This is a genomic window from Streptomyces sediminimaris (assembly GCF_047049295.1).
In the GTDB taxonomy this organism is placed as follows: Bacteria; Actinomycetota; Actinomycetes; order Streptomycetales; family Streptomycetaceae; genus Streptomyces; species Streptomyces sediminimaris.
In genome coordinates, this window is the sequence record NZ_JBJWOT010000001.1 from 2,670,221 (window position 1) to 2,695,512 (window position 25,292).

The following is a 25,292-nucleotide window of genomic DNA, read 5'->3' on the forward strand; positions in this document are numbered from 1 at the left end:
CCGTCCCGGAATCACCTGGATAACCTCTGGAGCTTGTGGGGGGAGAGCGTGAAGAGGGAAGGGCGGACGCGTGACGGACCCGGCAGGTCACCGGTGCCCGGAGTGCGGTGCGCCCAGAGGGGCGGACCACACCCCGTCCTGCGGCTGCGCCCGGCGGGCGTCCGACGCCCTGCGCGCCGCCCGCTCGGCGGAGCAGGCCGCCGCGGAGGACTTCGATCCGCTGCGCATTCGGCCGTACGTGGAGCTGGAGCAGGACGCGGCCGTACACCCCACACCCACCACGGCCCCCGCCGTTCCCACGACCGGGACGACCATGCCGCTGCGGGCCGTGCCCCCCGGCACACCGAGCTCCGCCGACCTGCGCCTGTTCGAAGGGGCGGACCCCGGAGCCGGGCACGCCCGCGCGGACGGCGCGGCGCGGCGGCCGCGCGGGCGGCGCCGCGCCGTGCTGCTCGGCGCGGGCGGTGCCGTCGTCGCGGTGACGGCCGCGGCCGGGCTGGCGAGCGGGATGTTCTCCTACCAGAAGCCGTCGCGGGACGGCGCCCTGCCCGACGACGTACGGGCGAGCGTGCCGGACGCCTCGACGAGCGCGGCCTCGGCCCCGTCGCCCGAGAACGCGTCCCCGGCCCGCCCCTCCCCGCCGCCGTCCACCACACCGGCCGGCAGCGCGAGCCCCGCGCCCCCGGCGTCCCCTTCCGCTCCCGCCTCCGCTTCCGCCGCCCCCTCGGCGAGCCCCCCACCGAGCCCGTCCGGCTCAGGCGGGCGGACCTCCCCGGCGGCCACCGGGACACCCGGCCCGGGCCCGTCCGGCCGGCAGACGACCTCGGCGCCCGTGCTGGCGCTCGGCTCACAGGGCCCGGAGGTGACGGAGCTCGAACTGCGCCTGACCCAGCTCGGCCTCTACCCGAGGAAGCCGCGCGGCCACTACGACCGGTGGGTCGAGAGCGCGGTCAGCCGCTACCAGTGGGCCCGGGGGATCCACGGGGACGGGCAGGGGGTGTACGGGCCGCAGACGCGGGCGCGGCTGGAGTCGGAGACACGGCAGCCGTAGAAACCACCGGCCCGACCGTCACCGCACGTACAGCCGGAGCGTCCCGTCCCCCGCGGAGCCGACCCGTACCCGGGTCAGGTCCGGCACCACCACGTCGGGTTCGTGCAGATCGGCCCGCGGCCCCACCCCCACGACCCGCATCCCGGCCGAACGCCCCGCCCGGATGCCCGCCGCGGAGTCCTCGAAGACGACGCAGTCGGCCGGCTCGACGCCCAGTTCCGCGGCGCCCTTGAGGAAGCCCTCGGGGTCCGGCTTGCTGGCGCCGACCGACTCGGCGGTGACGCGCACGTCGGGGAGGCCGAGCCCGGCCGCGGTCATACGGGCCGTGGCGAGGGCCGCGTCGGCCGAGGTGACCAGGGCGTGCGGAAGGCCGCGCAGGGAGGCCAGGAATTCGGGGGCGCCGGGGATCGCGACGACGCCGTCCGTGTCGGCGGTCTCCTCGGCGAGCATGCGCGCGTTGTCCGCGAGGTTGTGCTCCATGGGGCGGTCGGGCAGCAGCAGCGCCATGGAGGCGTAGCCCTGGCGCCCGTGCACCACCTTCATGACCTCGCCCGCGTCAAGACCGTGCCGCTCGGCCCAGCGCCGCCAGACGCGCTCGACGACGGCGTCGGAGTTCACGAGGGTGCCGTCCATGTCCAGCAGGAGGGCGCGGGCGGTGAGGACGGTGGGCACGGTGGTGACCGTCATCGGCAGCTCCAAGGCGGGGGCGAGGGGGACGCGAATGGGCCCCGGGGGGACAAAGCGCCCCGCCCGCCGGTCAGGGAAAACGGGCGGGAGCCACTTTGTTCCTACACGGTACAAAACCGGGCCCGGATCCGCCACCGCTTCCGGCAACAGTTCACCCGCCGTTCAGCTCAGCCGGCCACGGCCTCCCACAGGCTCCACCCGCCGAGCGCCAGCATCAGCAGCGCCGCGATCTTGGTGATGAGCACCAGCGGCACCCGCTTCATCAGCGCCTTCCCGCCGACGATCCCGAGCCCGGCCACGGCCCACAGACCCAGCACGGCACCGAGGCCGACGGAGAGCGGGTCGTCGTAGCGGGCGGCCAGGTTCGCCGTCATGATCTGCGTCAGATCACCGAACTCGGCGACCAGGATGAGCATGAACCCGGCGCTCGCGACCTTCCAGAAGGTCTGGTTCTCGGGCTTGCGGATCTCCTCGTCGTCCTCGCCCTTCTTCATCAGCAGCACCGCGGCACCGCCCAGGAAGAGGACGCCCGTCAGCGCGTGCACGATCCGCTGCGGCAGCAGCGTCAGCACGCTGCCGGCCGCGACGGCCAGCACGACGTGGAGCGCGAAGGCCGCGGCCACGCCGGCGAAGACGTAGGAGGCGCGGTAGCGGGTGCCGAGCACGAGCCCGGCGAGTGCGGTCTTGTCCGGCAGTTCGGCCAGGAAGATCACGCCGAACACGAGCGCGGTGACGGTGATGCTGATCAAGGGTCCTCAATCGGTCGGGGCCGCCCCGCCGAGAGTGCTTGATCACGGTACGACACCTCGGCACGGCAGCACACATGGACGTGCACTGCTGCCGAAGGTCTCGCTGGCCGGCCCCTGACGTCGGGCCTGCCTCCGGGCGCCGGCTCAGACGAGCTGAGCAGTGTGTCGACGGTCCGGCGAAGAGCTACTCCCCTTCTGCGCCGCCCATCGTACGCGACGGAAGTTCGAACATGAACCTTGTCGTGTCATGCACACGTCATTAGCTTCTAACCGAGCACACACTCTCCCGCAACACGGCACGGCGAGCATTCCCTCGCTCGCCCGCCAACACCCCCACAGACCAAGGGAGTTCGCATCTCACCACTCTACGCGCGTCAACTCCCGTCCAGCGCCACCCCCACGCCCGGAAGGAACTCCATGCGCTCCATCACCCGAACCTCGGCTGCCGCCACCGCCGCTCTCTCCCTGGCCGTCGGCGGCCTCGTCCTCGGTGCCGGCGCCGGCACCGCGCAGGCCGCCACCTGCTCGCGGGCCTACCTGCCGCTGCCCGACTCGTACTGCACTCCCGGCGCCTACAACCCGGACGTGACGCAGTCGACCATAGGCTCGACCATATGCGTCTCCGGATGGACCAGCACCGTCCGCCCGTCCACCAGCTACACCAACCCCCTCAAGGCCCAGGGCATCGCCGATTACGGCTACTCGGACACCAGCATGTCCGACTACGAGGAGGACCACCTCGTCCCCCTGGAGCTCGGAGGCGCCCCGAAGGACCCGGCGAACCTCTGGCCCGAGCCGCACTACGGCAGCCCGACGGCCTACACCAAGGACGGTGTCGAGACCAGGCTCAAGAACGCCGTGTGCGACGGCAGGATCACCCTGTCGGCCGCCCGCTCCGCCATCAGGACCGACTGGACCACCGCACTGCAGGTCACCGGCATCGGCTGAGACGACGGCCCCGGCGGGTGCCGCCCCCTCCGCCGGGTGTCACCCGCCGGTGCCACGCCCGGGCCGGACGGCCCGGCCCCGACCGGCGTTCCGAGCGCGTCGCGAGCGCGTTCCGAGCGCCGGTCGACCCGCTCCTGCACGACTCCGCCGCGAAGGCGGCGCTCACGGACCACCCGTCGTCCCGCTGATCGTTACGCACGGGATCTCCCCGCTCTCCTTCGTCGTTCCGTACCGTACGGGTCGACGGAGGAGAGTGATCACGTGGCCGAACTGCGCCTGGGTCCACTGCTGAGGTACGCCGACGGCGCGTCCGCGACCGTCTGGGTCGAGGCGAGCCGTCCCTGCACCGCCGAGGTGCGCTGCGCGGACGGCGCCCGCGGCGAGATCCGCACCTTCCAGGTGGCGGGCCATCACTACGCGCTGGTACCGGTCACCGGACTGACCCCGGGTACGGCCACGCCGTACGAGGTCCTCCTGGACGGCACACACGTGTGGCCGCCGCCGGACTCCCCCTTCCCGCCCTCCGTCATCCGCACCCCGCCGGAGGGCGACGGCCTCCGCGTCTCCTTCGGCTCCTGCCGCTGGGCCGCGCCGGCCGCCGACGCGCACGACCCCGTCGGCCCCGACGCCCTCGACACCCTCGCCGTGCGCATGGCGGCCGACCCGGACGGCGAACGCCCGGACGTGCTGCTGCTGGTGGGCGACCAGGTCTACGCCGACGAGACCTCCGAGGAGACCCGGCGCTGGCTGGCCGCGCGACGCGATCTGAACGACCCGCCGGGCAGCGAGGTCGCGGACTACGAGGAGTACACCCGGCTCTACTACGAATCGTGGCTCGACCCCGAGATCCGCTGGCTGCTGTCCACCGTGCCGACCTGCATGATCTTCGACGACCACGACGTCATCGACGACTGGAACACCTCCGCCGCCTGGCTCGAGGACATGCGGGCCACGCCGTGGTGGCGGGAGCGGCTGCTCAGCGGACTCATGTCGTACTGGGTGCACCAGCACCTCGGCAACCTCACGCCGGCCGAACTCGCCGCCGACCCCCTCTACACGGCGGTACGGGAGGTTCCCGACGGCACCGACCTGCTGCGGGCCTTCGCGTCCCGGGCGGACGCCGACTCATCCTCCGTGCGCTGGAGCTACCGGCGCGACTTCGGCCGCGTACGGCTGGTGATGGTGGACTCACGGGCGGCCCGCGTCCTGCAGGAGGACAGCCGCGCGATGCTCGACCCGGGCGAGGCCCGATGGGTGCGCGAGCAGGTGCTGGACGAGCGCGGTTCCTACGACCACCTCCTCGTCGGCACCTCCCTGCCCTGGCTGCTGCCGCACCTGGTGCACGACGCCGAGGCGTGGGACGCGGCCCTGTGCCGCGGGGAGCGCGGGGCACGCTGGGCGCGGTTCGGGGAGAAGCTCCGGCGGGCGGCCGACCTGGAGCACTGGGCGGCCTTCCCCGCGTCCTTCGCGGCGCTGGCGGACCTGGTCGCCGAGGCGGGCTCCGGACCGGGGGCGCCGGCGTCCGTCCTGGTCCTGTCGGGAGACGTCCACCACGCCTACGTGGCCGAGCCGACGTGGCGGGCCGACGGCCCGGACGCCCGCGTCCTGCAGCTGACCTGCTCCCCGGTCCACAACTCCGTGCCCGGGTACATGCGCTGGGGCTTCCGCTTCGGCTGGAGCGCGCCGGCCCGCGCCCTCGGCCGCCGCCTGGCCCGGCACGGCCGCTGCGCACGCCCGCCGGTCACATGGCGCAAGAAGGGCGGCCCCTGGTTCGGCAACCAGCTCATGACGCTGACGCTGACCGGCCGTTCGGCGCGGCTGCGGCTGGAACAGGCGCGCGGGGACGGGGAACTGGCGACGGTACGGGACACGACACTGACACCGGCGTGAGCGGTCCGGGCGCGCGAGCGGTCCGGGCGCGCGAGCGGGTCCGCGCCCGGGCGGCCCGGGGGCCGGCCCGGAGCCGCCGGGTCCCCAAGCTGCCGGGGGCGGGCCCGCAGCTGCCCGGTCCGGAGCCGCCCGGCAGCCGGGTCCGGAGCCGCCCGGGACCAGGTCCGAAGCCACCCGGGACCAGGTCCGAAGCTGCCAGGTCCCAAGCCGCCGGGGGCGGGTCCGTCCGATCGGGCGGGCAAGTGAACGACCCGTGCCGATCACACCCGACCCCGTGAATCTCCAGCCGCACTCCAGGCGTACGCTGTATGGCTGTCATGGCCGCCCCTGCCGCTCCCTCGCGACGTCGCGGCACGGGTCCGGCTACGGGGGAGTCACGGGGAGTACGCGGTGCTGGAAAGTGTGGAGTCGCTGACCGACGGCCCATGGATCTACGCGATGGTGGCGTTGTCGGTCCTGCTCGACGTCTTCCTGCCGGTGCTGCCCAGCGGGGTACTGGTGATCACGGCGGCCACCGCGGCGGCCGCCGGATCGGCGACCGGCAAGGTACCGCACACGGTCCCCGACATCCTGTCCCTGACGTTCTGCGCGGCGGTCGCCTCCGTCCTCGGTGACCTGGTCGCCTACCGGCTGGCCTGGCGCGGCGGCGAACGCCTGGACCGGGCGATCGCCCGCTCGCGCCGGCTGACCGGCGCGCAGGAACGTCTCGGCGCGGCGCTCGCCCGAGGCGGCGGCGCCCTGGTCATCCTCGCCCGCTTCGCCCCGGCCGGCCGCTCGGTCGTCTCCCTCGGCGCCGGCGCCGCCCACCGCCGGGCCCGCGAGTTCCTGCCCTGGTCCGCCCTGGCCGGCCTGGCCTGGGCCACCTACAGCGTGGCCCTCGGCTACTACGGCGGCCAGTGGCTCGGCACGACCTGGCTGGCGACGGGCGTGTCCGTACTGGCGCTGTTCGCGGCGGGGGCCGGGGCGGCCTTCGTGGTGCGCCGCCCGGCGAAAGCCTGACGGGGCCGAGGCGGCCCCAACGGCCAGGCAGCCGCACGGCCCGGCTCCGGGCGGACGCCGTCCGGCGCGCTTCAGGACCGCGCCTTCTGCCCCCGTACCTCCAGCCCCGCCAGCAGTTCCCCGGTCGCCTCCGCGATCGCGGAGACCGCGCGGTCGAAGACCTCCTGGTTGTGGGCGGCGGGGGCCCGGAAACCGGAGACCTTGCGGACGTACTGCAGGGCGGCGGCCCTGATCTCGTCCTCCGTCGCCTCCTCGGGCAGCGCGGGCGGGCGGAGTGTCCTGATGCTTCGGCACATGGGACAAGTCTCGCCCAACTCCCCCACGGCCGCGACGATCCGCCGCCCGCCCTACCGCGGACCCCGGACGGCCACGCCTGCCGCACCGGCCGGCCGGCGATGTCCCACACACCCCGAAGGCGGTCGCCTGCGTCCCCGGCGACGCGCCGTCGACGACGTGACCACCGGCCCGCACACCCACAGCGCCGAACGCGCCGGCACGGTGGAGCGGTTCGAGGAGGACCGCCGGCATTCACCCCGGCCCGACCCGGTCCCACCCGACCTGTTCGCGTGAACCCCGGGAAGGAACTCGCATCCCAAAATCGAACAGGCGTAGCATTGGGCCGTGGCAGCGACCTATGACTTTCCGAGTGACCTCCTGGCCGGTCAGGAGGAGCTGCATCAGGTCCGGGCCGAGCTGTCGGCCCTGCTCAAGCGGCTCCCCTGGTCGGTGGAGCCCCTGGACGGATTCAGCGACGAGGGCGGCTGGCGCAAGGTGGAGCGCCCCGCCTCACCGGGCTGGACGGCCGACGAGCAGGCCGAGGTGGAGAAGCTCCGGCAGCGCGAGCACGAACTCGCCGTCTTCGTCAGCACCCACCGCTTCTGGACGCAGATCACGGGCACCGACCGGGTCGAGGCCCGCACGAGCCTGAAGCACGCGCACGACTCTTGAGACGAGAAGACCCCGGCCGCGATCGGCCGGGGTCTTCTCCGAAGTGGGCGCGGACGGTTTCGAACCGCCGACATCCTGCTTGTAAGGCAGGCGCTCTACCCCTGAGCTACGCACCCGTGACCAGCCGACAGCCTACCCTGCGCGGGCCAGTGCCCCGCAAACCCGTATCGGCGCCGGCCGGTGCGGGGGTTTACCCCACCCCCGATCCGGGAGCGGCCCGGATCCCGTCGGGGGCCTGTGGTCCGTACGGTCGGAGGACCGCCGTCGGCAGCATCGGCAGCACGTTCCGATGGGCCTCGCACCAGTGTCTCAGGGGGAGATCGTCATGGTCCGTACCGTCACCGCCCGCGCCGCCCTCGCCGCCGGGGCCGTCGTGGTTCTCGCCGGGGCGGCCACCGCCTGCGGCGCTTCCGCGGGGGACGACAAGGATCCCGATCACCGGTCGTTCGGGCTGGCGGGGCACACCCTCACCGTCGACTCCGACGACTCGGCGCTGGAGATCGTCGCCGCGGACCGGAACCTGGCGGGGAAGGTGGAGGTCACCCGCTGGTTCCAGGGCTCGGTCGCGCTGGGCAAGCATCCCGAGGTGTCCTGGTCCATGAAGGACGACCGGCTGACGCTGCGCATGAAGTGCTCCGGTGTCGTCGCCGACTGCTCGGCCAGGCACCGGATCGAGGTGCCGCGCGGGGTCACCGTGAAGGTGGAGGACGGTGACGGGAGCGTACGGGCGCGGGGCTTCGAGGACGCGCTGAGCATTCGTACGGGCGACGGGTCGGTGCGCGTCAGCGACTCCAGCGGGCCGCTCACCGTGCGCAGCGGCGACGGCTCGGTGCACGCGGACGTCTCCTCGCGGCGGGTGCGCGCCGAGACCGGGGACGGCTCCGTGCACCTGCGGCTCGGCGCCGTACCGGACCTGGTGGACACCGTCAGTCACGACGGCTCCGTGACCGTGGCGCTGCCGAGGGCCACCTACCGCGTGACCACGAAGTCCGCCGACGGCTCGGTGGACGTGTCGGTGCCGCGCTCCGACTCCAGCGAGCACGTCGTGTCCGCCCGTACCGGCGACGGGAAAGTCGTTCTCGAAACGGCGAACTGACCGGCCTGTGTGTTCGTCCTCAACCGGTGGGAGAATGAAGCGAGGCACCGGCCAGGGACGGATGACAGCACAGGAGAGGGATGTGACGGCGACACCTTCGCAGCCGTACCGGCCGTCGGTGCCGCGCGCACACCGTCAGGCGGTCGGGGAGACCCTCGCACTCCTCGCGCTGCCGCTCCTCGCCGCGCCCGTGCTGGCCGCCGCGTTCGCCGGCGGCGGCACCCGGCGCTGGTTCGGCGGCCGGGCCGAGAGCCAGCGGGCCGAGGCGCAGGCCGCGAAGGACGCAGCGGCGGCCGCCTTCTACGAACTGGACACCGCCCAGCGCGATCTGCGGATCTCCATCGAGACGATCATGGCGGTCGACGACTCGCCGGCCGCCCGGCGCGCGGTGTCCGACTTCGAGGCGCTGGGGCGCCGTATCGACGAGGTCAGCAACCGGTACATCGAGGCCGTCGACGCGCACGACCTCGACCGGGACGACCTGGAGGCATCGGTCGCGGCGCAGGCGCGCGCCGGGCTCACCCGGGCCAAGGACGAGCTCGGCAACGTGAAGCGGGAGCTGGATCGTTTCGGTGACAGCCTCGGGCCGCTGCTGGGCAAGGCCGAGACCCAGCTCGCCCGGCTCGCTCCGGCGGTCGAGCGGGCCCGGCAGGGGCTGCTCGCCGCGTCCAACGCCCTGGACGCCGTGCGGGAGACGGGGCTGCGGGCGGACGATCTCGCCGCCCGTCTCGCCGCTCTCGGCCCCGAGCTGACGAAGCTCAACCAGGGTGCGGGGCAGCACGGTGTGCCGCAGACGGTGGAGCGGGCCGAGCGGGTGGCGCGGGAGGCCGCGGCGGTCCGGGCGGAGGCCGAGCGGCTGCCGGAGAAGGCCGCCGAGATCGACCACCGGCTGGTCTCGCTGCGTACCCGCGCGCAGGCGCTGACGACGCGCGCCGGGCAGGTGGAGCCGGTGCTGAGCGAGCTGCGGCGGCGGTTCGTCGCCGCGTGCTGGCAGGATCTTCAGCACGTGCCGGAGCAGGCGGGGGAGAGCGTGCGGCAGGCGGAGCTGAAGCTGAAGGAGGCGCAGGCCGCGCGGGACGGCCAGCGCTGGCCGGACGCGACCTCGCTGCTGTCGACGGTACGGGCGCTGCTGAACGACACCGACGAGTCGGTGTCGGCGGCGCGCGACCGGCTGCAGCGGCTGAACGCCGTGCAGAAGGACCCGCAGCAGGAGATCGACCGCACCCGGTTCGCGATCCGCGACGCGCAGCGGCTGGCCATGACGGGGCGGACCACGCCCGACCCGCGGCACGCGCGTCCGCTGGACGAGTCGGTGGCGCGGCTGGAGCGGGCGATCGGCGGCCTCCAGGGGCGTCACCCCGACTACTGGCGTTTCCTGACCGAGACGGAGGCCGTACGGCAGACGGTGGCAGGGGTGGTCGCGCAGATCCGGGGGGAGCGCGGGGGCGGGCACTGAGCCGCCGTCCCCCGCGCGGGTCCGGTCAGCTGCGGTAGGCGTAGTACGCCGCGTTCGGGTACGCGGCGATCACGCTCGGCAGCGAGCGCCGGTAGGTGTCGTTGCTGTGGTAGGTCAGGTAGGGCACGCCGCTCGCGCTGCGGTACGTGGTCAGCATCGAGTGGTCCTTGGCGCCGTCCCGGTCGAAGTCGATCTGCAGCACGTCGCCGACGCCCATCTGGTACGCGTAGGCCAGTGCCGTGGTCCGCTTGGTGGTCTGGGTGAACCAGGACCACTCGTTGACGCCGATCCAGGTGCCGGAGTCGCCGGAGGGCCTGGAGTACCAGGTGCCGTAGTCCGCGGCCGAGTGCGTCACCTGTTTCCAGCCGCCGGCGCGGAGGGCCTGGCTGAGGAAGTTGGTGCAGTCCCCGCCGTCGCTGTTGTAGCGGCGGTAGGCGGTGTTGTAGTCCTTCCAGTACTTCTCGGCGTACGCCGCCATCGCCGCGTAGTCGTACCGGGCGCCGCCGCCGAGGTTCTTGGGCCGCGCGGGGGCGGGGTAGGCGATGGCCGACCGCGGTGCGTCGATGATGTCGGCCGGGTGGGCGGCGGCCCCCATGCCGACCGGGAGGGGGGCGTTGACCGGGCGGGGTCCCTTGTCGGTGAGGTGTTCACCGGTCAGTCTCCAGGTGCCGTCCGGGTCAGCGGCGAAGGTGAGTTCGTGGTGGGCGACGAAGGCGGTGGTGTCGGGTTCGTCGCCGCGGATCTTCGCGTACGTCAGGGTGGTGCTCTCGGTGACCTGGACGGTGGCGGTGCGGCCTTGCAGCCGGACGCTGTCGACGGTGACCTCGGTGTCGGAGCCGGTGTAGGCCTCGCCGAGGGAGGCGAGCCGGGAGCGGGTGCCGTGCAGGGCCGCCAGGGTCCCGGCCTCGGACCTCGCGGCCGCGGGCGCCGGCCGCACCCCGCCGATCGTTCTCAGGGCCGTGGTCCGGGGCGGGGTCCCCCGGACCAGGGCCGCTGTGCGGTCGCGGAACAGGGCGTCGGCGGCGCGGCGGAAGGCGGCGGTGGTCGCGGTCGCGGCCGTCAGGGCCGGTGCTCCGTCGCGGGGGGTGCCGCCGGCCGCGTGGGTGGCGGACAGCGGGATCAGGGCGGCGGACAGGGGCATCGCGGCGAGGACGGCGCGCCGGCTCGCTCCGGCGACGGACTTGCTCGGTCTCACTGGGGGTTCTCCTTGCGGTGGGGGGTGTCTCGTCTCGCGGCCGTCGGCCACTCGTACGGCTGCGCGGGTGCGCGCGTGCGCCGTCCGCGCGGCCGCTCCGGGGTCTTGGGCCTGTGCACGTCCCGCGGCTGTGGGACGCGGATCACATCCGTTGTCCGCGCGGGCCGTTAGCCTGGGCGCATGCCTCGTTATGAGTACCGCTGCCGGACCTGCGGCGACACGTTCGAGATGAGCCGCCCCATGGCGGAGTCGTCGGCCCCCGCCGTGTGCCCCGCCGGGCATGACGACACGGTGAAGCTGCTGTCGACGGTGGCGGTGGGCGGATCCGCCCCCGCCCCCGCGGCGCCGCGGGGCACAGCCGGGGGCGGGGGCGGTTGCTGCGGTGGGGGTTGCTGCGGCTAGGTGGGGCCGGGTGCGTTGCCGGGCGCGGGGGTTGCCGGGTGCGGCAGGTCGCCGGACGCGGCACGTCATCGCGGCGCGTCGCCAGACGGCAGCGCGTCGCCGGGCGCAGCATGTCGCCAGACAGCACTTCGCCAGACAGCCGCGCGACGGCCGCGGGTCGCCAGACAGCACGTCGCCGGACGCGGCATGTCGCCGGATGCCGCGGGTCGCCGGACACCGCGCGTCATCGCGGCACGTCGCCAGACACAGCACGTCACCCGCGGCGCGTCGCCAGACGGCCACCCGTCGCCCGACGCAGCGCGTCACCCGCGGCACGTCGCCAGACGGCCACCCGTCGCCCGACGCAGCGCGTCGCCCGACGCGGCATGTCGCCAGACGCAGCACGTCGCCGGCGCGTCGCCGGACGCGGCATGTCGCCAGACAGCCGCGCGACGGCCGCGGGTCGCCAGACAGCACGTCGCCGGACGCGGCATGTCACCCGGCGCGGGTGTTCGTGGGTTGATCGTGCCCGCGCGGCGGTAGCCGCAGGTCGGGCACGTTCCTCCCGGGCTGGATTCTCTAGCGGGCCGTTCCGCGGGTCTCCTTCAGCAGTTCCCTCAGGATGCGCTCGCCGGCCAGGACGCCCCGCTCCGGCAGCGCGGCGATCGCCGGGGCGCTCCAGCCCGCGTCGGCGAGTTCGCCGTGGCCCGGGCGCCAGCCCTTGTCCGCGGCCAGGAGCAGGTCGGCGTCGAGCAGGGAGTCGCCCGCGGCCAGGGTCAGGTGCGCGCCCGTACGGCGGGCGACCTCCCGCATCGCGGCGCTCTTGGTGAGCGGCTTGGGGACGGCGTAGATCTTGCGGCCCTGGAGCGAGACGGTCCAGCCGCGGTTCTCCGCCCAGACCGCGAGTTCCTTCAGCCAGTCCTCGGGCAGCAGTTCGCGTTCGACGACCAGGTAGGCGAAGAGGTCCTCGGCGACCCGATGCTTGCGCACCCACGCCGGGTCCGCCGTCGCCAGCAGGTGCCCGCGCACCTCGTCCAGCGGCGCGCAGTGCTCGGCGAGCCGTGCCGTCACCCGCGCGTGCCAGTCGAGGTCGGAGACGCCGTCCACCATCAGATGGCCGCCGTTGGCGCAGATCGCGTACTTCGGCTGCGGGCCCGGCAGGTTGATGCGCTGGTACTGCTTGCGGGTCCGGGTCGTCGTCGGCACGAAGACGGCCGCGTCACCGAGGTCGGTCAGCAGCGCTGCCGCCGTCTCCGTCATGAACGACAGCGGCCTGCTCTCGTGCACCTCCACGCAGAGCAGCCGGGGCGCCCGCGCGTCGGGCATGGTCAGCGCGAGGGCCGCCGCGGAGTAGATCAGCGTACGGTCGAGATCGCTCGCCACCAGCACCGGCATCAGAGGTTCACCGCCCGGCCGTCGGCACCCGTGGCGCCGCGGGTGTAGCGCGGGTGGATCAACCCCACGCAGGTGTAGGGCAGTTCGCCGACCTCCTCGACGGGGACGCCGCGCTGCCCGGCCAGCAGCCGTACGTGGTCCAGGTCGGCGCCCGCACCGGCCCGCGCCAGGATCTTCCAGGGCACCCGGCGCAGCAGCACGCGTGTGGTCTCGCCGACGCCCGGCTTGACGAGGTTCACGTCGTGGATGCCGTACTCCTCGCTGATGCGTTCCACGGCCGCCCAGCCCGCCCAGGTCGGCGTGCGGTCGCCGGACAGCAGTTCCTTGGCCTGGACGTCGACGGCGTCGGCGACCTCCGGGAAGCGGGCGGCGACGGCGTCCAGGAAGTCCACCGAGACGTCGGCGCCCGCGAGTTCGCGGTAGAACTTCGCGCCGTGGAAGTCGTCGGGGCCGACCAGGTCCGCGCGCAGCACGGTGCGCGATATCAGGCCGGAGACGGTGGAGTTGAGGCAGGCGGAGGGGATCAGGAAGTCCTCCCGGGTACCGTAGGTCCGCACGCAGGAGCCCGGGTCGGCCAGCACCGCGATCTCCGGATCGAACCCGGTGATCCCGTCGGACGCCTCGAACTCGGAGATGGCGTCGGCGAGTTCGCGGGTGATCGCGCCCTTGCCGGTCCAGCCGTCGACGAACACGACGTCGGCCGGGTCGTGGTGGGCGGCCAGCCAGCGCAGCGCGTTGGCGTCGATGCCGCGGCCGCGCACGATGGAGACGGCGTAGTGCGGCAGGTCCAGTCCGTGCCGGAACCGCGCCCAGCGCCGCATCAGGACTCCGACGGGGGTGCCGGCGCGGGCGAGTGAGACGAGGACGGGCCGGGGCGCGGTGGTCCCGCAGCCGGCGCCGGGCCGGGTGCGGGGGCGCTCGGTGAGCACGATCTCCGTGACGGCGCCCACCGCCTGCGCCAGCCGGGCGGCGGTCGTCTCCAGCGCCGCGTGGTACAGCTCCTGGTACTGCTCGCTGGGCTGGTACTCCACGGGCAGCGACTCGGCGTAGTGCGCGCCCCCGCTCTGGATGGCCTCCTCCCGCTCCTCGGTCGGCGCCTCCAGCGTGACGTCCGAGAGGTCCTGCAGCAGCCAGCCGACCTCCTCGGGCGGGTACGAGGAGAAGGCGGGGCCGCGGAGGGGCTCGGGCAGCATGGCGGGCCTTTCGGGGACGTACGAGGGAACGACCGCGAGGACGACGTGCGGGGTGTGCTCCGCCAGCCGGGCCAGCAGGCCGTCGGGGGCGTGCAGCCGGGGGGTGTCGGCGGCGGAGTCGACGACGGCGATCACGGCGTCGAACCCGGCGCCGGCGACGTTGTAGGCGTAGCGCTCGCCGGGGCCGTCGGCCGGGTCGTCGTGGGCGGGGAACACGATGCGGCTGCGTATCGCGTAGCCGGGGTCGTCCACCGCGAGGACCGGTGACCGGGTGGTCGTGGAGTAGCGCACCTCGGCGTCGACGACCTGCTCCAGCTCGCGGGCGAGCCGCAGCGGCGCGTACATCAGCTCCTCGAAGCCGAGGGTCAGTACCCGGCGCGCGTCCGCCGGGAGCGCTTCCGCGAGCCGGGCGGCCATGGCGGGGAGCGCGCCCTCCAGGCGTTCGCGGTGCGCGGGCGTGAACCCGTGCCGGGCGCCGTCCGGCAGGTTGCGGGGCCAGTTCAGTTCCACGCGCGTGACCGGGCGCGGGCGAGTGGGGGCCGGTCGCCACGGCGCACCCGCAGCCGGTGAACCACCTGACGCGGCGCTGTCGGCCTCGTACCGCGCCACCAGTTCCCGCCCCTTCTCCAGCACCCCTTCGGGCAACCGCACCGTCCCGGAGGCGGCGGCCACGAGATCCACCCGTGCACCGATCTCCCGCGCGAACTGCTCCAGGCGCTCCGCGTCGGCGGGCGACCGCATGTCCACCAGCGCGACCACGACGTACCGCCGCCTCGGATACCGCTCGTGCAGGTCCCGGACCGTGTTCAGCACCGTGTTGCCGGTGGAGAACTCGTCGTCGACCAGGACCAGCGGCCCGTCCCCCGCCAGCAGCGCCGGGTCCTCCGGCAGCAGCAGGTGGGACGTGGCGTGCGAGTGCGCCTCCTCGAAGCCGCCCGCGGCCTCCACGCCCGCGACGGGGCGGCGCGTGGAGTGCAGGTACGGAGCGGGCCCGAGGCCGTCGGCCACCGAGTGCCCGAGGCCCGTCGCGGTCTCCGCGTACCCGAGCACGACCGCGGACCCGGCCCGGTCGCCGAGCAGCTCCCGCACCCGGCGCCCGAGCGCGAAGCCGTACCCGTAGACGATCGAGGGCGACTGCGGTACGTGCTTGCCGAGCACGTTGGACACCAGCAGGTGCGCCCGCCGGGGGTTGCGCCGGAGCGCCAGCCCCAGCAGGCCGGTCAGCTTGCCGTCGCCCAGGAGTTCGACGCCGAGCCGCTCCGCGACCCAGCTGCCGGACCAGACTCCGTCGTTCACTGCGTTGATCATGTGTCCCTAAAGCCCTGAGGAGTGGGGTTCAGCCGGTGACGCCGGCGGCGAGCAGGTCCACGAAGCTGACGTCCTCGCGTGCGACGCCGAACACCTCGGCCCGCAGCATGGTCCGCTCGGCCCACGCGCGGTGCGGCTTCACCTCGTTCATCTTGTTGGTGTAGGCCGACCTCAGTACACCCCCGCCGCCGGACTCCGGGCGCAGGATGTCCGAGGCGTCCCCGAACTCCTCGTGGCTGACCACGGACAGCGCGTGCACGGGCAGGACGTGGGAGGGGTGGATGCAGGTCTTGCCGAGCAGGCCGTTGGCCTGGTCCAGGGAGATCTCCCGCAGCAGCCCGTCCATGGCGTGCTCGATCAGTCTCTCGCGCAGTCCGACGGCCTGCCCCTCGAGGAAGGGGCTGGTCCGCAGCATCGGCTTGAACATGCGCTCCGGGACCCGGAAGTACTCCCAGACCGGCCCGGTCACGGTGAATCCGGTGCCGTCGACCCGCCCCAGCAGGTTCACCACGTCGGAGATCACGGAGGCGACGACATGGATGTCGTACGCCGTCATGTCGGGGGCCCGGCGCAGGCCGTAGGAGGAGCAGAAGTCGGTCACGCCGAGGCGCAGGGCGAGCACGCGGTCGCGGTACTTGTCGACGACGCCGGCGATGCCCTCCAGGCTCTCCACCCGCGACTCGCGGTAGAGCAGTTCGGGCGACTCCAGGACCGGCATCGCGAACAGCCGCCGCCCGCTGGCGGCCTCGGCGCTCGCCAGGGCCTCCAGGAAGGGGATGCCGCGCTCCTCGGTGAACTTGGGGAGCACGAATCCGGAGAGCAGGCGCGCCGAAGGGCCGAGCCGTTGCGCCAGGTCGGGGATCTGCTCGGGGGTGCGGACCCGGACGAACAGCAGCGGGAGACCGGCGCCGTCCCGCGTGTCGAGGTCGGCGAACTGGCGGACGAGGTTCTCCTCCCCCGCCGCCACGTCCGCGTCGTCGATCGAGTCCTCCAGGCACAGCACCATCGAGACCACGCCCCGGGCCGCCTGTTTGACGACGTCGTCGGCGAGCTGTGGCCGGGTGGCCGGACTGTAGAGCGTGGCGCCCAGGGCGGCGGCGAGCAGCCGGGCCGGGGAGTCCGCGTCGAACTCGCACGGCTGCTGGTGGAAGAGGCGCTGCCGCACCTCAGGGGCGATGTGCCCGAAATGACGCATAGGACTCCCCCGTGGCGCAAGGTAAAGCTATGGATTCGTAAAGAGGTGGCCGGTAATAGTACGTAGGGACTCGTGTCAGAGGTTCCCGCAGGGCATGAATTTCCGGTAACCCGGCCGTGTCGGCGCACACCGCGGGACACGGTCGCGCTCCGCACACCCCGCATTGTCGTGGCCAGGACCGAGAAGGCAGGATGACCGCATGACGCACGCGATGCTCAAGGGGTCGAACGTCCCGCTCGAGGCCGCCACGGTCCGCGCGGTGGTTCGCTGGACGCCCGGGCAGGGGGTGCCGGACGTCGACGCCTCGGCGCTGCTCCTCGGGCCCGACGGCCGCGTGCGCTCCGACGAGGACTTCGTCTTCTACAACCAACCCCGGCACCCTTCCGGGAAGGCGAGGTGGCTCGGTAAGAAACGGGTCACCGACGGCCTGACCGACACGATCCAGACAGATCTGGCCGGCGTCGAGCCGGATGTCAGCCGGATCCTCCTGGTCGCGTCGGCCGACGACGTCACCTTCGACCGTGTGCAGGGGCTGCGCATCCTGCTGTACGACGCGGCGGGCTCCGACGACGAGGCGCTGCTGCACTTCGACATCAAGCCCCAGACCGGCCGGGAGACGGCCCTGATCTGCGGCGAGCTCTACCGCCGGGACGGGCTGTGGAAGTTCCGCGCGCTGGGCGAGGGCTATTCGAACGGCCTGAAGGGGCTGGCCACGGAGTTCGGCATCTCGGTGGACGAGTCGGAGGCCGCGCCCGAGCCCGCGCAGGCCCCGCCGGCCACCACGGCGGCGCCCGACTTCTCCCAGCCGCTGCCCCCGGAGCAGCCGACCGCGGTCCCGGCCCAGCCGGCGTACGGCTATCCGCAGCCGCCGGCCACCACGCAGCCCGCCTACGGCTATCCGCAGCCCGCGGCGGCCGCGGCGGGCACCCGGTCCGGCTACGGCTATCCGCCGGCGGCGACGGCCCCGGACCCCGACTTCCGGCTGCCGCCGCAGGGCCCGCAGTTCATCGGGCGCTGAGCGCCCCGCTGCGGGCGGCGCTGCGGCGCCGCCCCCGCGGGGCGCTCCTGGCGGCCGTCAGCGCTCCACCTTGGACTTGTAGCCGCGGCCCCACTGCAGTCCCCACCCGTACAGGCGGTCCAGCTCGGCCTGGAAGCCATAGACGAACTTCACCTCACGGCGTACGACCAGTTCGCCCTTGACGTTCTCGATCATCACGACCGCGCAGGAGCGGGCCTGGGGGTGCCGTTCGTCGAGGTGGATCTCGATCCGCGGGCCGTTGCTCGGGTACAGCGTGACGATGGCGTGCGTGCGGTCGAAGGCAGGGGTCTGGTCGTAGATGTAGACGAAGACGAGCAGGCGCTTGATCTGCTCCCGGTGGTCGAGGTTGACGTACATCGTCTCGCCGGACGCCGAACCGAACCGGTCGTCGCCGCTGAGCTTGACGTACGGCGCCGCGTTGACGTCCCCGAAGTAGCCGCCGAGCGGCTGCACGACCCCCTTCGCGCCGTCCATGAGCTCGTACAGGCAGCCCAGGTCGAGGTCGACGTTGACCATGCTCTGGCCGTGGCCCATGATCTCCGCGGGCTTGAGCGCCTTGAAGGGGTGGCGCAGCAGCGATTCCCGCGGGGAGCCGCCTATGTCGGACGTCCGCATCCGCCAGCTGAGGTTGACCCGCAGATGGCCCGTGGCCGCGCCCTGCTTGGTGAGCGAGACCTGGTGGTGCCGTTTCGTCAGCTCGATGGAGTTCGAGGCCGCGCTGCCCGAGTCGAAGTCGGCATCGCGTCCGCGCCACAGTCCGTCGAAGAAACCCATTCCCGCCCCCACCGTCACCCGGGCCCCGGCGGGCCCGGCCTTCCCTGGAAACAACCGGCGGGGCGGCCGGAGGCCGGCCGCCCCGCACAGAGCGTTCCCTCACCCGCGGGTGCGACACACCCGGCGGGTCGAACGAGGTGCGCCGATCCCCGCTACAGGCGGGTCGACACCTCGGTCTTCTCCTCGGAGCCCGTGTCCCCCTCGGCGTCCGCGAGGGCGCGGTTGCGGCGCACGGAGGACCAGAAGGACCAGGCGATCAGGATGACGCCGACGAGGCCGGTGATGACCTCGTTGATCTGGTACTGGATGGTGACCATGAGGATCACGGCCAGCGCGCCGATGGCGTAGTGGGCGCCGTGCTCGAGGTAGACGTAGTCGTCCAGGGTGCCCTGGCGGACCAGGTAGACCGTGAGCGAGCGGACGTACATCGCGCCGATGCCCAGGCCCAGCGCCATCAGCACGATGTCGTTGGTGATGGCGAACGCGCCGATCACGCCGTCGAAGGAGAACGAGGCGTCCAGGACCTCCAGGTAGAGGAACATGAAGAACGCGGCCTGGCCCGCCAGCACGACCGGCGATTTCTTCTTGCCGGTGCGTTCGGCCTCTTCCTCCTCCTCGTGCTCGCGTTCCTCCTCGGCCTCCAGCCGGTCCTCGAAGTAGCCCGAGAGACCACCGACCACCATGTACGTGATCAGGCCCGCGATGCCGGCGATCAGCACCGTCTGCGCCTTGTCCACGTGCGCGCCGCCGTGCTGGTGGGCGTGGGCGGCGAAGGTGAACGACGTGATCAGCAGGACGACCAGGGCGATGCAGACCGACAGCATGTCGACCTTGCCGAGCTTGGCCAGCGGGCGCTCGATCCAGCGCAGCCACTGGATGTCACGGTCCTCGAAGATGAAGTCGAGGAAGATCATCAACAGGAACATGCCGCCGAAGGCCGCGATCGCCGGGTGGGCGTCGGTGACCAGCTGCTGGTAGCGGTCCTTGTTGTTCAGCGCGAGGTCGACGGCCTCGATGGGGCCCATCTTGGCCGTGATGGCGACGATGACGACGGGGAAGACCAGTCGCATGCCGAAGACCGCGATGAGGACGCCGACCGTGAGGAAGATCTTCTGCCAGAAGGCGTTCATCTTCTTCAGGATCCCGGCGTTGACCACCGCGTTGTCGAACGACAGGGAAATCTCGAGGACGGCGAGGATCGCCACGATGCCGAAGGCCTCCCACCCCCCGTAGAAGACCGCCGCGACCAGGCCGACCGCGGTAATCGCGAACGACCAGCCGAAGGTTTTCACAAGCACTGGCTACCCACATCCTGTCCGGGGGTCCCCCGCAGCAAGGCTCGGGGGAGGGTGTCCCCCACGCCGTACTCGGCTTTACGAAACATTGACTCCGAAGTCTAGAGCGATGCCCCGCAGTCCGGACGCGTACCCCTGACCTACCGCTCGGAACTTCCATTCGCCCTGGTAGCGGTAGAGCTCACCGAAGATCATCGCGGTCTCGGTGGAGGCGTCCTCGCTGAGGTCGTAGCGCGCGAGCTCCTGGCCGTCGGCCTGGTTGACCACGCGGATGAACGCGTTGCTGACCTGCCCGAAGGTCTGTCCGCGCTCGTCGGCCATGTGGATGGAGACCGGGAAGACGATCTTGTCGCACTGGGCGGGCACCTGCCCGAGGTCGACCAGGATCGACTCGTCGTCGCCCTCGCCCTCACCGGTGAGGTTGTCGCCCGTGTGCTCCACCGAGCCCTCCGGGCTCTTGAGCTGGTTGTAGAAGACGAAGTACTCGTCGCCCAGCACCCGCCCGCCGTTGCACAGCAGGGCACTGGCGTCGAGGTCGAAGGGTGCCCCTGTGGTGGAGCGTGCGTCCCAGCCGAGCCCGATCATCACCTGCGTGAGATTGGGTGCGGCCTTGGACAGGGAGACGTTGCCCCCCTTGGCGAGCGTGACGCCCATGATGCTGGTCCTCCCCGAGATGGTGCTTTTTTGGTTGTCCTGCGCGGCCGGCGCCGCACGCGGAGGTGCGGCGCCGGCCGGTGCGAGCCCGTGCCGTGTGCCGTCCGGCCTCAGACGTTCACGCCGAAGTCCTGCGCGATGCCGCGCAGGCCCGAGGCGTAGCCCTGGCCGATGGCGCGGAACTTCCACTCCGCGCCGTGGCGGTACAGCTCGCCGAAGACCATGGCGGTCTCCGTCGAGGCGTCCTCGGAGAGGTCGTAGCGTGCGATCTCCTGCTCACCCGCCTGGTTGACCACGCGGATGAACGCGTTGCGCACCTGGCCGAACGACTGCTGGCGGTTCTCGGCGTCGTAGATCGACACCGGGAACACGATCTTGTCGATGTCGGCCGGGACGGCGGCGAGATTGATCTTGATCTGCTCGTCGTCGCCCTCGCCCTCACCGGTGATGTTGTCACCGGTGTGCTCGACCGAGCCGTCCGGGCTCTTGAGGTTGTTGAAGAAGACGAAGTTCGCGTCGCTGCCGACCTTGCCCGAGGCATTCAGCAGCAGGGCGCTGGCGTCCAGGTCGAAGTCGGTGCCGGTCGTGGTGCGGACGTCCCACCCCAGACCGACGATGACCGCCGTCAGGCCCGGGGCCTCCTTGGTCAGCGAAACGTTGCCGCCCTTGCTGAGGCTGACTCCCACGAGTCCCTCCATTGGTGTCCAGGGGCGGAGTGCCCCGCCGTGCGTCTGACATCGGATCAACGAGTCGATCCTAGTGAGGGGTTCCCGGACCACGCAGGCCTTGACGCCGAAGAATCACCGGGTGTCGGCGGATCGGAGTCCGGGTGCCGGCGGATCAGGCGGCTCAGAGGGTGTCGAGCGCCTTCACGTACTCGTTCAGGTCGCGGGCGTCGGGCAGCGCGTTGACGACGGTCCAGCGCACCAGGCCCTCCTTGTCGATGACGAAGGTGCCGCGCACCGCGCAGCCCTTGTCCTCGGCGAAGACGCCGTAGGCGCGGCTGACCTCGCCGTGCGGCCAGAAGTCGCTCAGCAGGGGGTACTCCAGGCCCTCCTGCTCGGCGAAGACGCGCAGGGTGTGGATGGAGTCGTTGGAGACGGCGAGCACCTGGGTGTCGCGGTCGGCGAACCTCGGCAGGTTGTCGCGGACCTCGCACAGCTCGCCGGTGCACACGCCGGTGAAGGCGAACGGGTAGAAGAGCAGGACCACGTTCTTCCGGCCGCGGAAGTCGGAGAGCGCCACCGTGGCGCCGTGGTTGTCCTTGAGCTCGAAGTCGGGGGCCTTTTCGCCGACCTGGATCGCCATCGCGCTACGTCCCTTTCGGTGGGGCTGTTCGGGTGGCCTCCACCCTACGCAGCGATCACCGGGGGCCGGCGGACGGGCCGAGCACACCGCTCGGCCCGCCCGGCAGGGTCACCTCTTGGACTTGGCCGCCTTCGGCGTCACCAGCCGGCTGCCGCTCCAGTCCTTGCCCACGCTGACGCTCTTGGAGGCGGACAGTCCCGCCGTCGTCGCGGCTTCGGAGATGTCGCTCGGCTCCACGTAGCCGTCACGCCCGGTCTTCGGCGTGAGGAGCAGGATCGAGCCACCCTCTTCGATGTACGTGGTGGCGTCCACCAGCGCATCCGTCAGGTCGCCGTCGTCGTCGCGGAACCAGAGCACCACGGCATCGGCGACGTCGTCGTAGTCCTCGTCCACGAGGTCGCTGCCGATGACTTCCTCGATGGACTCGCGGAGTTCCTGGTCTACGTCGTCGTCGTAGCCGATCTCCTGGACCACCTGCTCGGGCTGGAACCCCAGCCTCACGGCAGGGCTCGTCTCCGCGTGGTCCGCGGTCGCGCTCACGGGTTGCCTCCTGATCATGTCTTGGATGGGGGTGTCCCCCCGTGCTCCCTCCGGAGCCTGGGGGAATCTCAGCCACGCGCGTGCGCGAAGCATTGGCCGTAGTCCACACGGGCGGGACGGATCGCGCAAGTACCCGGCCGTTCAGACCGCCGAAACGGTGACGATCCCGGCCGTCTCACCGCAACTCCAGGCACTCCGTCGCCGCCGCTCGTGACCCGCACCACACCCTTGTGCCCGCTTTGCGTCTTTGGGAACCCGAAGTCGCCCACGCGGGCCTCGGTTACCTCGCAGTAGAGATGACGTTTGCCCGCCCGAGGTACACGATGGGGAACGGTGCACGCATACCGACATACAGCTCGAACAGCCCTCTGACAGGTAAGGATCAGCGTGGCTTCCGGATCCGATCGCAACCCGATCATCATTGGCGGCCTTCCGAGTCAGGTTCCTGACTTCGACCCCGAGGAGACCCAGGAGTGGCTCGATTCCCTCGACGCCGCCGTCGACCAGCGCGGACGTGAGCGCGCCCGGTATCTGATGCTGCGGCTGATCGAGCGGGCCCGCGAGAAGCGCGTGGCCGTGCCCGAGATGCGCAGCACGGACTACGTCAACACGATCGCCACCAAGGACGAGCCGTTCTTCCCGGGCAACGAGGAGATCGAGCGCAAGATCCTCAACGCCACCCGCTGGAACGCCGCGGTGATGGTCTCCCGCGCCCAGCGCCCGGGCATCGGCGTCGGCGGCCACATCGCGACCTTCGCCTCCTCCGCGTCGCTGTACGACGTGGGCTTCAACCACTTCTTCCGCGGCAAGGACGACGGCCTCGGCGGTGACCAGGTCTTCTTCCAGGGGCACGCCTCCCCCGGCATCTACGCCCGCGCCTACCTGCTCGACCGGCTCAGCGAGGCGCAGCTGGACGGCTTCCGCCAGGAGAAGTCGAAGTACCCCGACGGCCTGTCCAGCTATCCGCACCCGCGCTCGATGCCGGACTTCTGGGAGTTCCCGACGGTCTCCATGGGCCTCGGCCCGATCGGCGCGATCTACCAGGCGCGGATGAACCGCTACATGCACGCGCGCGGGATCGCCGACACCTCGAAGTCGCACGTGTGGGCCTTCCTCGGCGACGGCGAGATGGACGAGCCGGAGTCGCTCGGCCAGCTGTCCATCGCCGCCCGCGAGGGCCTGGACAACCTGACCTTCGTCGTCAACTGCAACCTGCAGCGCCTGGACGGCCCGGTGCGCGGCAACGGCAAGATCATCCAGGAGCTGGAGTCCGTCTTCCGCGGCGCCGGCTGGAACGTGATCAAGCTGATCTGGGACCGCTCCTGGGACCCGCTGCTCGCGCAGGACCGGGACGGCGTGCTGGTCAACAAGATGAACACGACGCCGGACGGCCAGTTCCAGACGTACGCCACCGAGTCCGGCGCGTACATCCGCGAGCACTTCTTCGGCGACGACCAGCGGCTGCGCGCGATGGTCGAGAACATGACCGACCACCAGATCCTGATGCTGGGCCGCGGCGGCCACGACCACCGCAAGATCTACGCGGCGTTCAAGGCGGCCCAGGAACACAAGGGCCAGCCGACCGTGATCCTGGCCAAGACGATCAAGGGCTGGACGCTCGGCCCCAACTTCGAGGGCCGCAACGCCACGCACCAGATGAAGAAGCTGACGGTCGACGACCTCAAGGGCTTCCGCGACCGGCTGCACCTGCCGATCTCCGACAAGGAGCTGGAGAGCGGCGCGCCGCCGTACTACCACCCGGGGCGCGGCTCCGAGGAGATCCAGTACATGCACGACCGCCGCAAGGGCTGCGGCGGCTACGTCCCCACCCGCGTGGTGCGCTCCGAGCCGCTCGCGCTGCCGGACGACAAGGCGTACGCGACCGTGAAGAAGGGCTCGGGTCAGCAGTCGATCGCCACGACCATGGCCTTCGTACGGCTGCTCAAGGACCTCATGCGGGACAAGGAGTTCGGCAAGCGGTTCGTGCTGATCGCGCCGGACGAGTACCGCACCTTCGGCATGGACTCGTTCTTCCCGAGCGCGAAGATCTACAACCCGCTGGGCCAGCAGTACGAGTCGGTCGACCGCGACCTGCTGCTCGCCTACAAGGAGTCGCCGACCGGCCAGATGCTGCACGACGGCATCTCGGAGGCGGGCTGCACGGCGTCGCTGATCGCGGCGGGCTCGGCCTACGCCACGCACGGCGAGCCGCTGATCCCGGTCTACGTCTTCTACTCGATGTTCGGTTTCCAGCGCACCGGTGACCAGTTCTGGCAGATGGCCGACCAAATGGCGCGCGGCTTCGTGCTGGGTGCGACCGCCGGCCGTACGACGCTGACCGGCGAGGGGCTCCAGCACGCGGACGGCCACTCGCAGCTGCTCGCCTCCACCAACCCGGCCTGCGTCGCCTACGACCCGGCGTACTCGTACGAGATCGCGTACATCGTCCAGGACGGTCTGCGCCGGATGTACGGCGGCTCCGAGGAGCACCCGCACGGCGAGGACGTCTTCTACTACCTCACCGTCTACAACGAGCCCATCCGGCACCCGGCCGAGCCGGCCGACGTGGACGTCGAGGGCATCGTCAAGGGCGTCCACCGCCTGAGCGAGGGCCCGTCGGGCTCGATCCCGGCGCAGGTCATCGCGTCGGGCGTGGCCGTGCCGTGGGCGATCGAGGCGCAGCGGATCCTCGCCGAGGACTGGAACGTCAGGGCGGCCGTCTGGTCGGCGACTTCCTGGAACGAGCTGCGGCGCGAGGCCGTCGAGGTCGAGCGGCACAACCTGCTGCACCCCGAGGAGGAGCAGCGGGTGCCGTATGTGACGCGGAAGCTGAGCGGGGCGGAGGGGCCGTTCGTGGCCGTTTCCGACTGGATGCGTTCGGTTCCGGACCAGATCGCCCGGTGGGTGCCGGGAACGTACCAGTCGCTGGGCGCGGACGGGTTCGGCTTCGCGGACACGCGGGGTGCGGCGCGGCGCTTCTTCCACATCGACGCGCAGTCGATCGTGGTGGCGGTGCTGACGGAGCTGGCCCGGGAGGGCAAGGTGGACCGCTCCGTGCTCAAGCAGGCGATCGACCGGTACCAGCTGCTCGACGTGGCGGCGGCGGACCCCGGCGCGGCCGGGGGCGACGCGTAGCCACGACGCGACGGCTGAGGGGCGGCGGATCCGGCGGGTCCGTCGCCCTTCACTTT

Annotated in this window: 24 protein-coding genes and 1 tRNA gene; 11 read left to right on the forward strand and 14 right to left on the reverse strand. The window is 72.0% G+C overall.

The annotated features are described in order from the left end of the window. Positions 1 to 70 precede the first annotated feature (70 nt). Positions 71 to 1,051 carry a peptidoglycan-binding domain-containing protein gene (locus ACJ9NR_RS12510; protein WP_412487616.1) on the forward strand — a complete coding sequence of 327 codons (981 nt, stop codon included), beginning with the start codon at positions 71 to 73 and terminating at the stop codon, positions 1,049 to 1,051. An 18-nt stretch (positions 1,052 to 1,069) separates the two neighbouring features. On the opposite strand, the gene ACJ9NR_RS12515 is transcribed toward ACJ9NR_RS12510, so the two are convergent. Together ACJ9NR_RS12515 and ACJ9NR_RS12520 are read right to left on the reverse strand one after the other, a co-directional pair. Next, positions 1,070 to 1,738 carry an HAD family hydrolase gene (locus ACJ9NR_RS12515; RefSeq protein ID WP_412487617.1) on the reverse strand — a complete coding sequence of 223 codons (669 nt, stop codon included), beginning with the start codon at positions 1,736 to 1,738 and terminating at the stop codon, positions 1,070 to 1,072. A 167-nt stretch (positions 1,739 to 1,905) separates the two neighbouring features. Further along, positions 1,906 to 2,487 carry a TMEM165/GDT1 family protein gene (locus tag ACJ9NR_RS12520; protein WP_412487618.1) on the reverse strand — a complete coding sequence of 194 codons (582 nt, stop codon included), beginning with the start codon at positions 2,485 to 2,487 and terminating at the stop codon, positions 1,906 to 1,908. A gap of 417 nt (positions 2,488 to 2,904) precedes the next feature. On the opposite strand from ACJ9NR_RS12520, the gene ACJ9NR_RS12525 reads away from it, so the two are divergent. From ACJ9NR_RS12525 to ACJ9NR_RS12535, 3 genes are all read left to right on the forward strand, one after another. After that, entirely contained in the window at positions 2,905 to 3,435 is a 531-nt protein-coding gene (locus ACJ9NR_RS12525) for a hypothetical protein (RefSeq protein ID WP_412487619.1), read from the forward strand. Between the two features lie 261 nt (positions 3,436 to 3,696). Next, entirely contained in the window at positions 3,697 to 5,325 is a 1,629-nt protein-coding gene (locus ACJ9NR_RS12530; protein WP_412487620.1) for an alkaline phosphatase D family protein, read from the forward strand. Positions 5,326 to 5,715: 390 nt separating this feature from the next. After that, the gene (locus ACJ9NR_RS12535; protein ID WP_412487621.1) at positions 5,716 to 6,324 is read left to right on the forward strand and encodes a DedA family protein; all 609 of its coding nucleotides are present in this window, start codon (positions 5,716 to 5,718) and stop codon (positions 6,322 to 6,324) included. Between the two features lie 71 nt (positions 6,325 to 6,395). Here the strand turns inward: ACJ9NR_RS12535 and ACJ9NR_RS12540 are convergent, their stop codons facing one another. After that, a complete protein-coding gene (locus tag ACJ9NR_RS12540; protein ID WP_412487622.1) occupies positions 6,396 to 6,620 on the reverse strand; it encodes a DUF2277 domain-containing protein in 225 nt (74 codons plus the stop codon). Between ACJ9NR_RS12540 and ACJ9NR_RS12545 the strand changes: the two genes are divergently transcribed. Beyond that, positions 6,619 to 6,894 carry a hypothetical protein gene (locus ACJ9NR_RS12545; RefSeq protein ID WP_412487623.1) on the forward strand — a complete coding sequence of 92 codons (276 nt, stop codon included), beginning with the start codon at positions 6,619 to 6,621 and terminating at the stop codon, positions 6,892 to 6,894. The two genes, ACJ9NR_RS12540 and ACJ9NR_RS12545, sit on opposite strands and share 2 nt — an antisense overlap. 51 nt (positions 6,895 to 6,945) lie before the next feature. Then, on the forward strand, positions 6,946 to 7,272 hold the full coding sequence (locus ACJ9NR_RS12550; RefSeq protein ID WP_412487624.1) for a DUF8825 domain-containing protein: 327 nt from the start codon (positions 6,946 to 6,948) through the stop codon (positions 7,270 to 7,272). Positions 7,273 to 7,316: 44 nt separating this feature from the next. On the opposite strand, the gene ACJ9NR_RS12555 is transcribed toward ACJ9NR_RS12550, so the two are convergent. Then, positions 7,317 to 7,388 (reverse strand) — tRNA-Val (locus ACJ9NR_RS12555). 209 nt (positions 7,389 to 7,597) lie between these two features. On the opposite strand from ACJ9NR_RS12555, the gene ACJ9NR_RS12560 reads away from it, so the two are divergent. After that, positions 7,598 to 8,368 (forward strand): DUF4097 family beta strand repeat-containing protein, encoded by a 771-nt coding sequence (locus ACJ9NR_RS12560; protein ID WP_412487625.1) that lies wholly within the window; start codon positions 7,598 to 7,600, stop codon positions 8,366 to 8,368. An 82-nt stretch (positions 8,369 to 8,450) separates the two neighbouring features. Beyond that, positions 8,451 to 9,824 carry a hypothetical protein gene (locus ACJ9NR_RS12565; RefSeq protein ID WP_412487626.1) on the forward strand — a complete coding sequence of 458 codons (1,374 nt, stop codon included), beginning with the start codon at positions 8,451 to 8,453 and terminating at the stop codon, positions 9,822 to 9,824. A gap of 25 nt (positions 9,825 to 9,849) precedes the next feature. Here the strand turns inward: ACJ9NR_RS12565 and ACJ9NR_RS12570 are convergent, their stop codons facing one another. After that, on the reverse strand, positions 9,850 to 11,019 hold the full coding sequence (locus ACJ9NR_RS12570; RefSeq protein ID WP_412487627.1) for an amidase domain-containing protein: 1,170 nt from the start codon (positions 11,017 to 11,019) through the stop codon (positions 9,850 to 9,852). Between the two features lie 180 nt (positions 11,020 to 11,199). On the opposite strand from ACJ9NR_RS12570, the gene ACJ9NR_RS12575 reads away from it, so the two are divergent. Further along, positions 11,200 to 11,421, forward strand: coding sequence for an FmdB family zinc ribbon protein (locus ACJ9NR_RS12575; RefSeq protein WP_412487628.1), 222 nt, complete (start codon positions 11,200 to 11,202; stop codon positions 11,419 to 11,421). Between the two features lie 558 nt (positions 11,422 to 11,979). Here ACJ9NR_RS12575 and ACJ9NR_RS12580 read toward each other — a convergent pair. From ACJ9NR_RS12580 to ACJ9NR_RS12590, 3 genes are read right to left on the reverse strand one after another with little or no spacing between them, the layout of a single operon-like run. Next, on the reverse strand, positions 11,980 to 12,795 hold the full coding sequence (locus ACJ9NR_RS12580; protein ID WP_412487629.1) for an HAD family hydrolase: 816 nt from the start codon (positions 12,793 to 12,795) through the stop codon (positions 11,980 to 11,982). After that, complete coding sequence (locus ACJ9NR_RS12585; RefSeq protein ID WP_412487630.1) at positions 12,795 to 15,296, reverse strand: phosphoribosyltransferase; 2,502 nt, start codon at positions 15,294 to 15,296, stop codon at positions 12,795 to 12,797. The genes ACJ9NR_RS12580 and ACJ9NR_RS12585 overlap by 1 nt, the downstream gene beginning before the upstream one ends. A 28-nt stretch (positions 15,297 to 15,324) precedes the next feature. Then, positions 15,325 to 16,491: an HpcH/HpaI aldolase/citrate lyase family protein gene (locus ACJ9NR_RS12590; protein ID WP_412487631.1), complete on the reverse strand. Its 1,167-nt coding sequence runs from the start codon at positions 16,489 to 16,491 to the stop codon at positions 15,325 to 15,327. A 199-nt stretch (positions 16,492 to 16,690) separates the two neighbouring features. Here ACJ9NR_RS12590 and ACJ9NR_RS12595 point away from each other — a divergent pair, with 199 nt between their 5' ends. After that, a complete protein-coding gene (locus ACJ9NR_RS12595; RefSeq protein ID WP_412487632.1) occupies positions 16,691 to 17,509 on the forward strand; it encodes a TerD family protein in 819 nt (272 codons plus the stop codon). Positions 17,510 to 17,566: 57 nt separating this feature from the next. On the opposite strand, the gene ACJ9NR_RS12600 is transcribed toward ACJ9NR_RS12595, so the two are convergent. The 6 genes from ACJ9NR_RS12600 to ACJ9NR_RS12625 all read right to left on the reverse strand — a co-directional run bounded on the left by ACJ9NR_RS12600 (position 17,567) and on the right by ACJ9NR_RS12625 (position 22,101). After that, complete coding sequence (locus tag ACJ9NR_RS12600; RefSeq protein ID WP_412487633.1) at positions 17,567 to 18,304, reverse strand: TerD family protein; 738 nt, start codon at positions 18,302 to 18,304, stop codon at positions 17,567 to 17,569. A gap of 152 nt (positions 18,305 to 18,456) precedes the next feature. Next, the gene (locus tag ACJ9NR_RS12605; RefSeq protein ID WP_412487634.1) at positions 18,457 to 19,602 is read right to left on the reverse strand and encodes a DUF475 domain-containing protein; all 1,146 of its coding nucleotides are present in this window, start codon (positions 19,600 to 19,602) and stop codon (positions 18,457 to 18,459) included. A gap of 75 nt (positions 19,603 to 19,677) precedes the next feature. Further along, on the reverse strand, positions 19,678 to 20,253 hold the full coding sequence (locus ACJ9NR_RS12610) for a TerD family protein (protein WP_275775097.1): 576 nt from the start codon (positions 20,251 to 20,253) through the stop codon (positions 19,678 to 19,680). A 110-nt stretch (positions 20,254 to 20,363) separates the two neighbouring features. Beyond that, complete coding sequence (locus ACJ9NR_RS12615; protein ID WP_412487635.1) at positions 20,364 to 20,939, reverse strand: calcium homeostasis/redox stress adaptation protein; 576 nt, start codon at positions 20,937 to 20,939, stop codon at positions 20,364 to 20,366. Between the two features lie 163 nt (positions 20,940 to 21,102). After that, on the reverse strand, positions 21,103 to 21,561 hold the full coding sequence (locus ACJ9NR_RS12620) for a peroxiredoxin (protein ID WP_412487636.1): 459 nt from the start codon (positions 21,559 to 21,561) through the stop codon (positions 21,103 to 21,105). Positions 21,562 to 21,669: 108 nt separating this feature from the next. Beyond that, on the reverse strand, positions 21,670 to 22,101 hold the full coding sequence (locus ACJ9NR_RS12625; protein ID WP_181362360.1) for a DUF3052 domain-containing protein: 432 nt from the start codon (positions 22,099 to 22,101) through the stop codon (positions 21,670 to 21,672). 387 nt (positions 22,102 to 22,488) lie between these two features. On the opposite strand from ACJ9NR_RS12625, the gene aceE reads away from it, so the two are divergent. Next, positions 22,489 to 25,236 carry a pyruvate dehydrogenase (acetyl-transferring), homodimeric type gene (gene aceE / locus ACJ9NR_RS12630; protein WP_412487637.1) on the forward strand — a complete coding sequence of 916 codons (2,748 nt, stop codon included), beginning with the start codon at positions 22,489 to 22,491 and terminating at the stop codon, positions 25,234 to 25,236. The last annotated feature ends 56 nt before the right edge of the window (positions 25,237 to 25,292 follow it).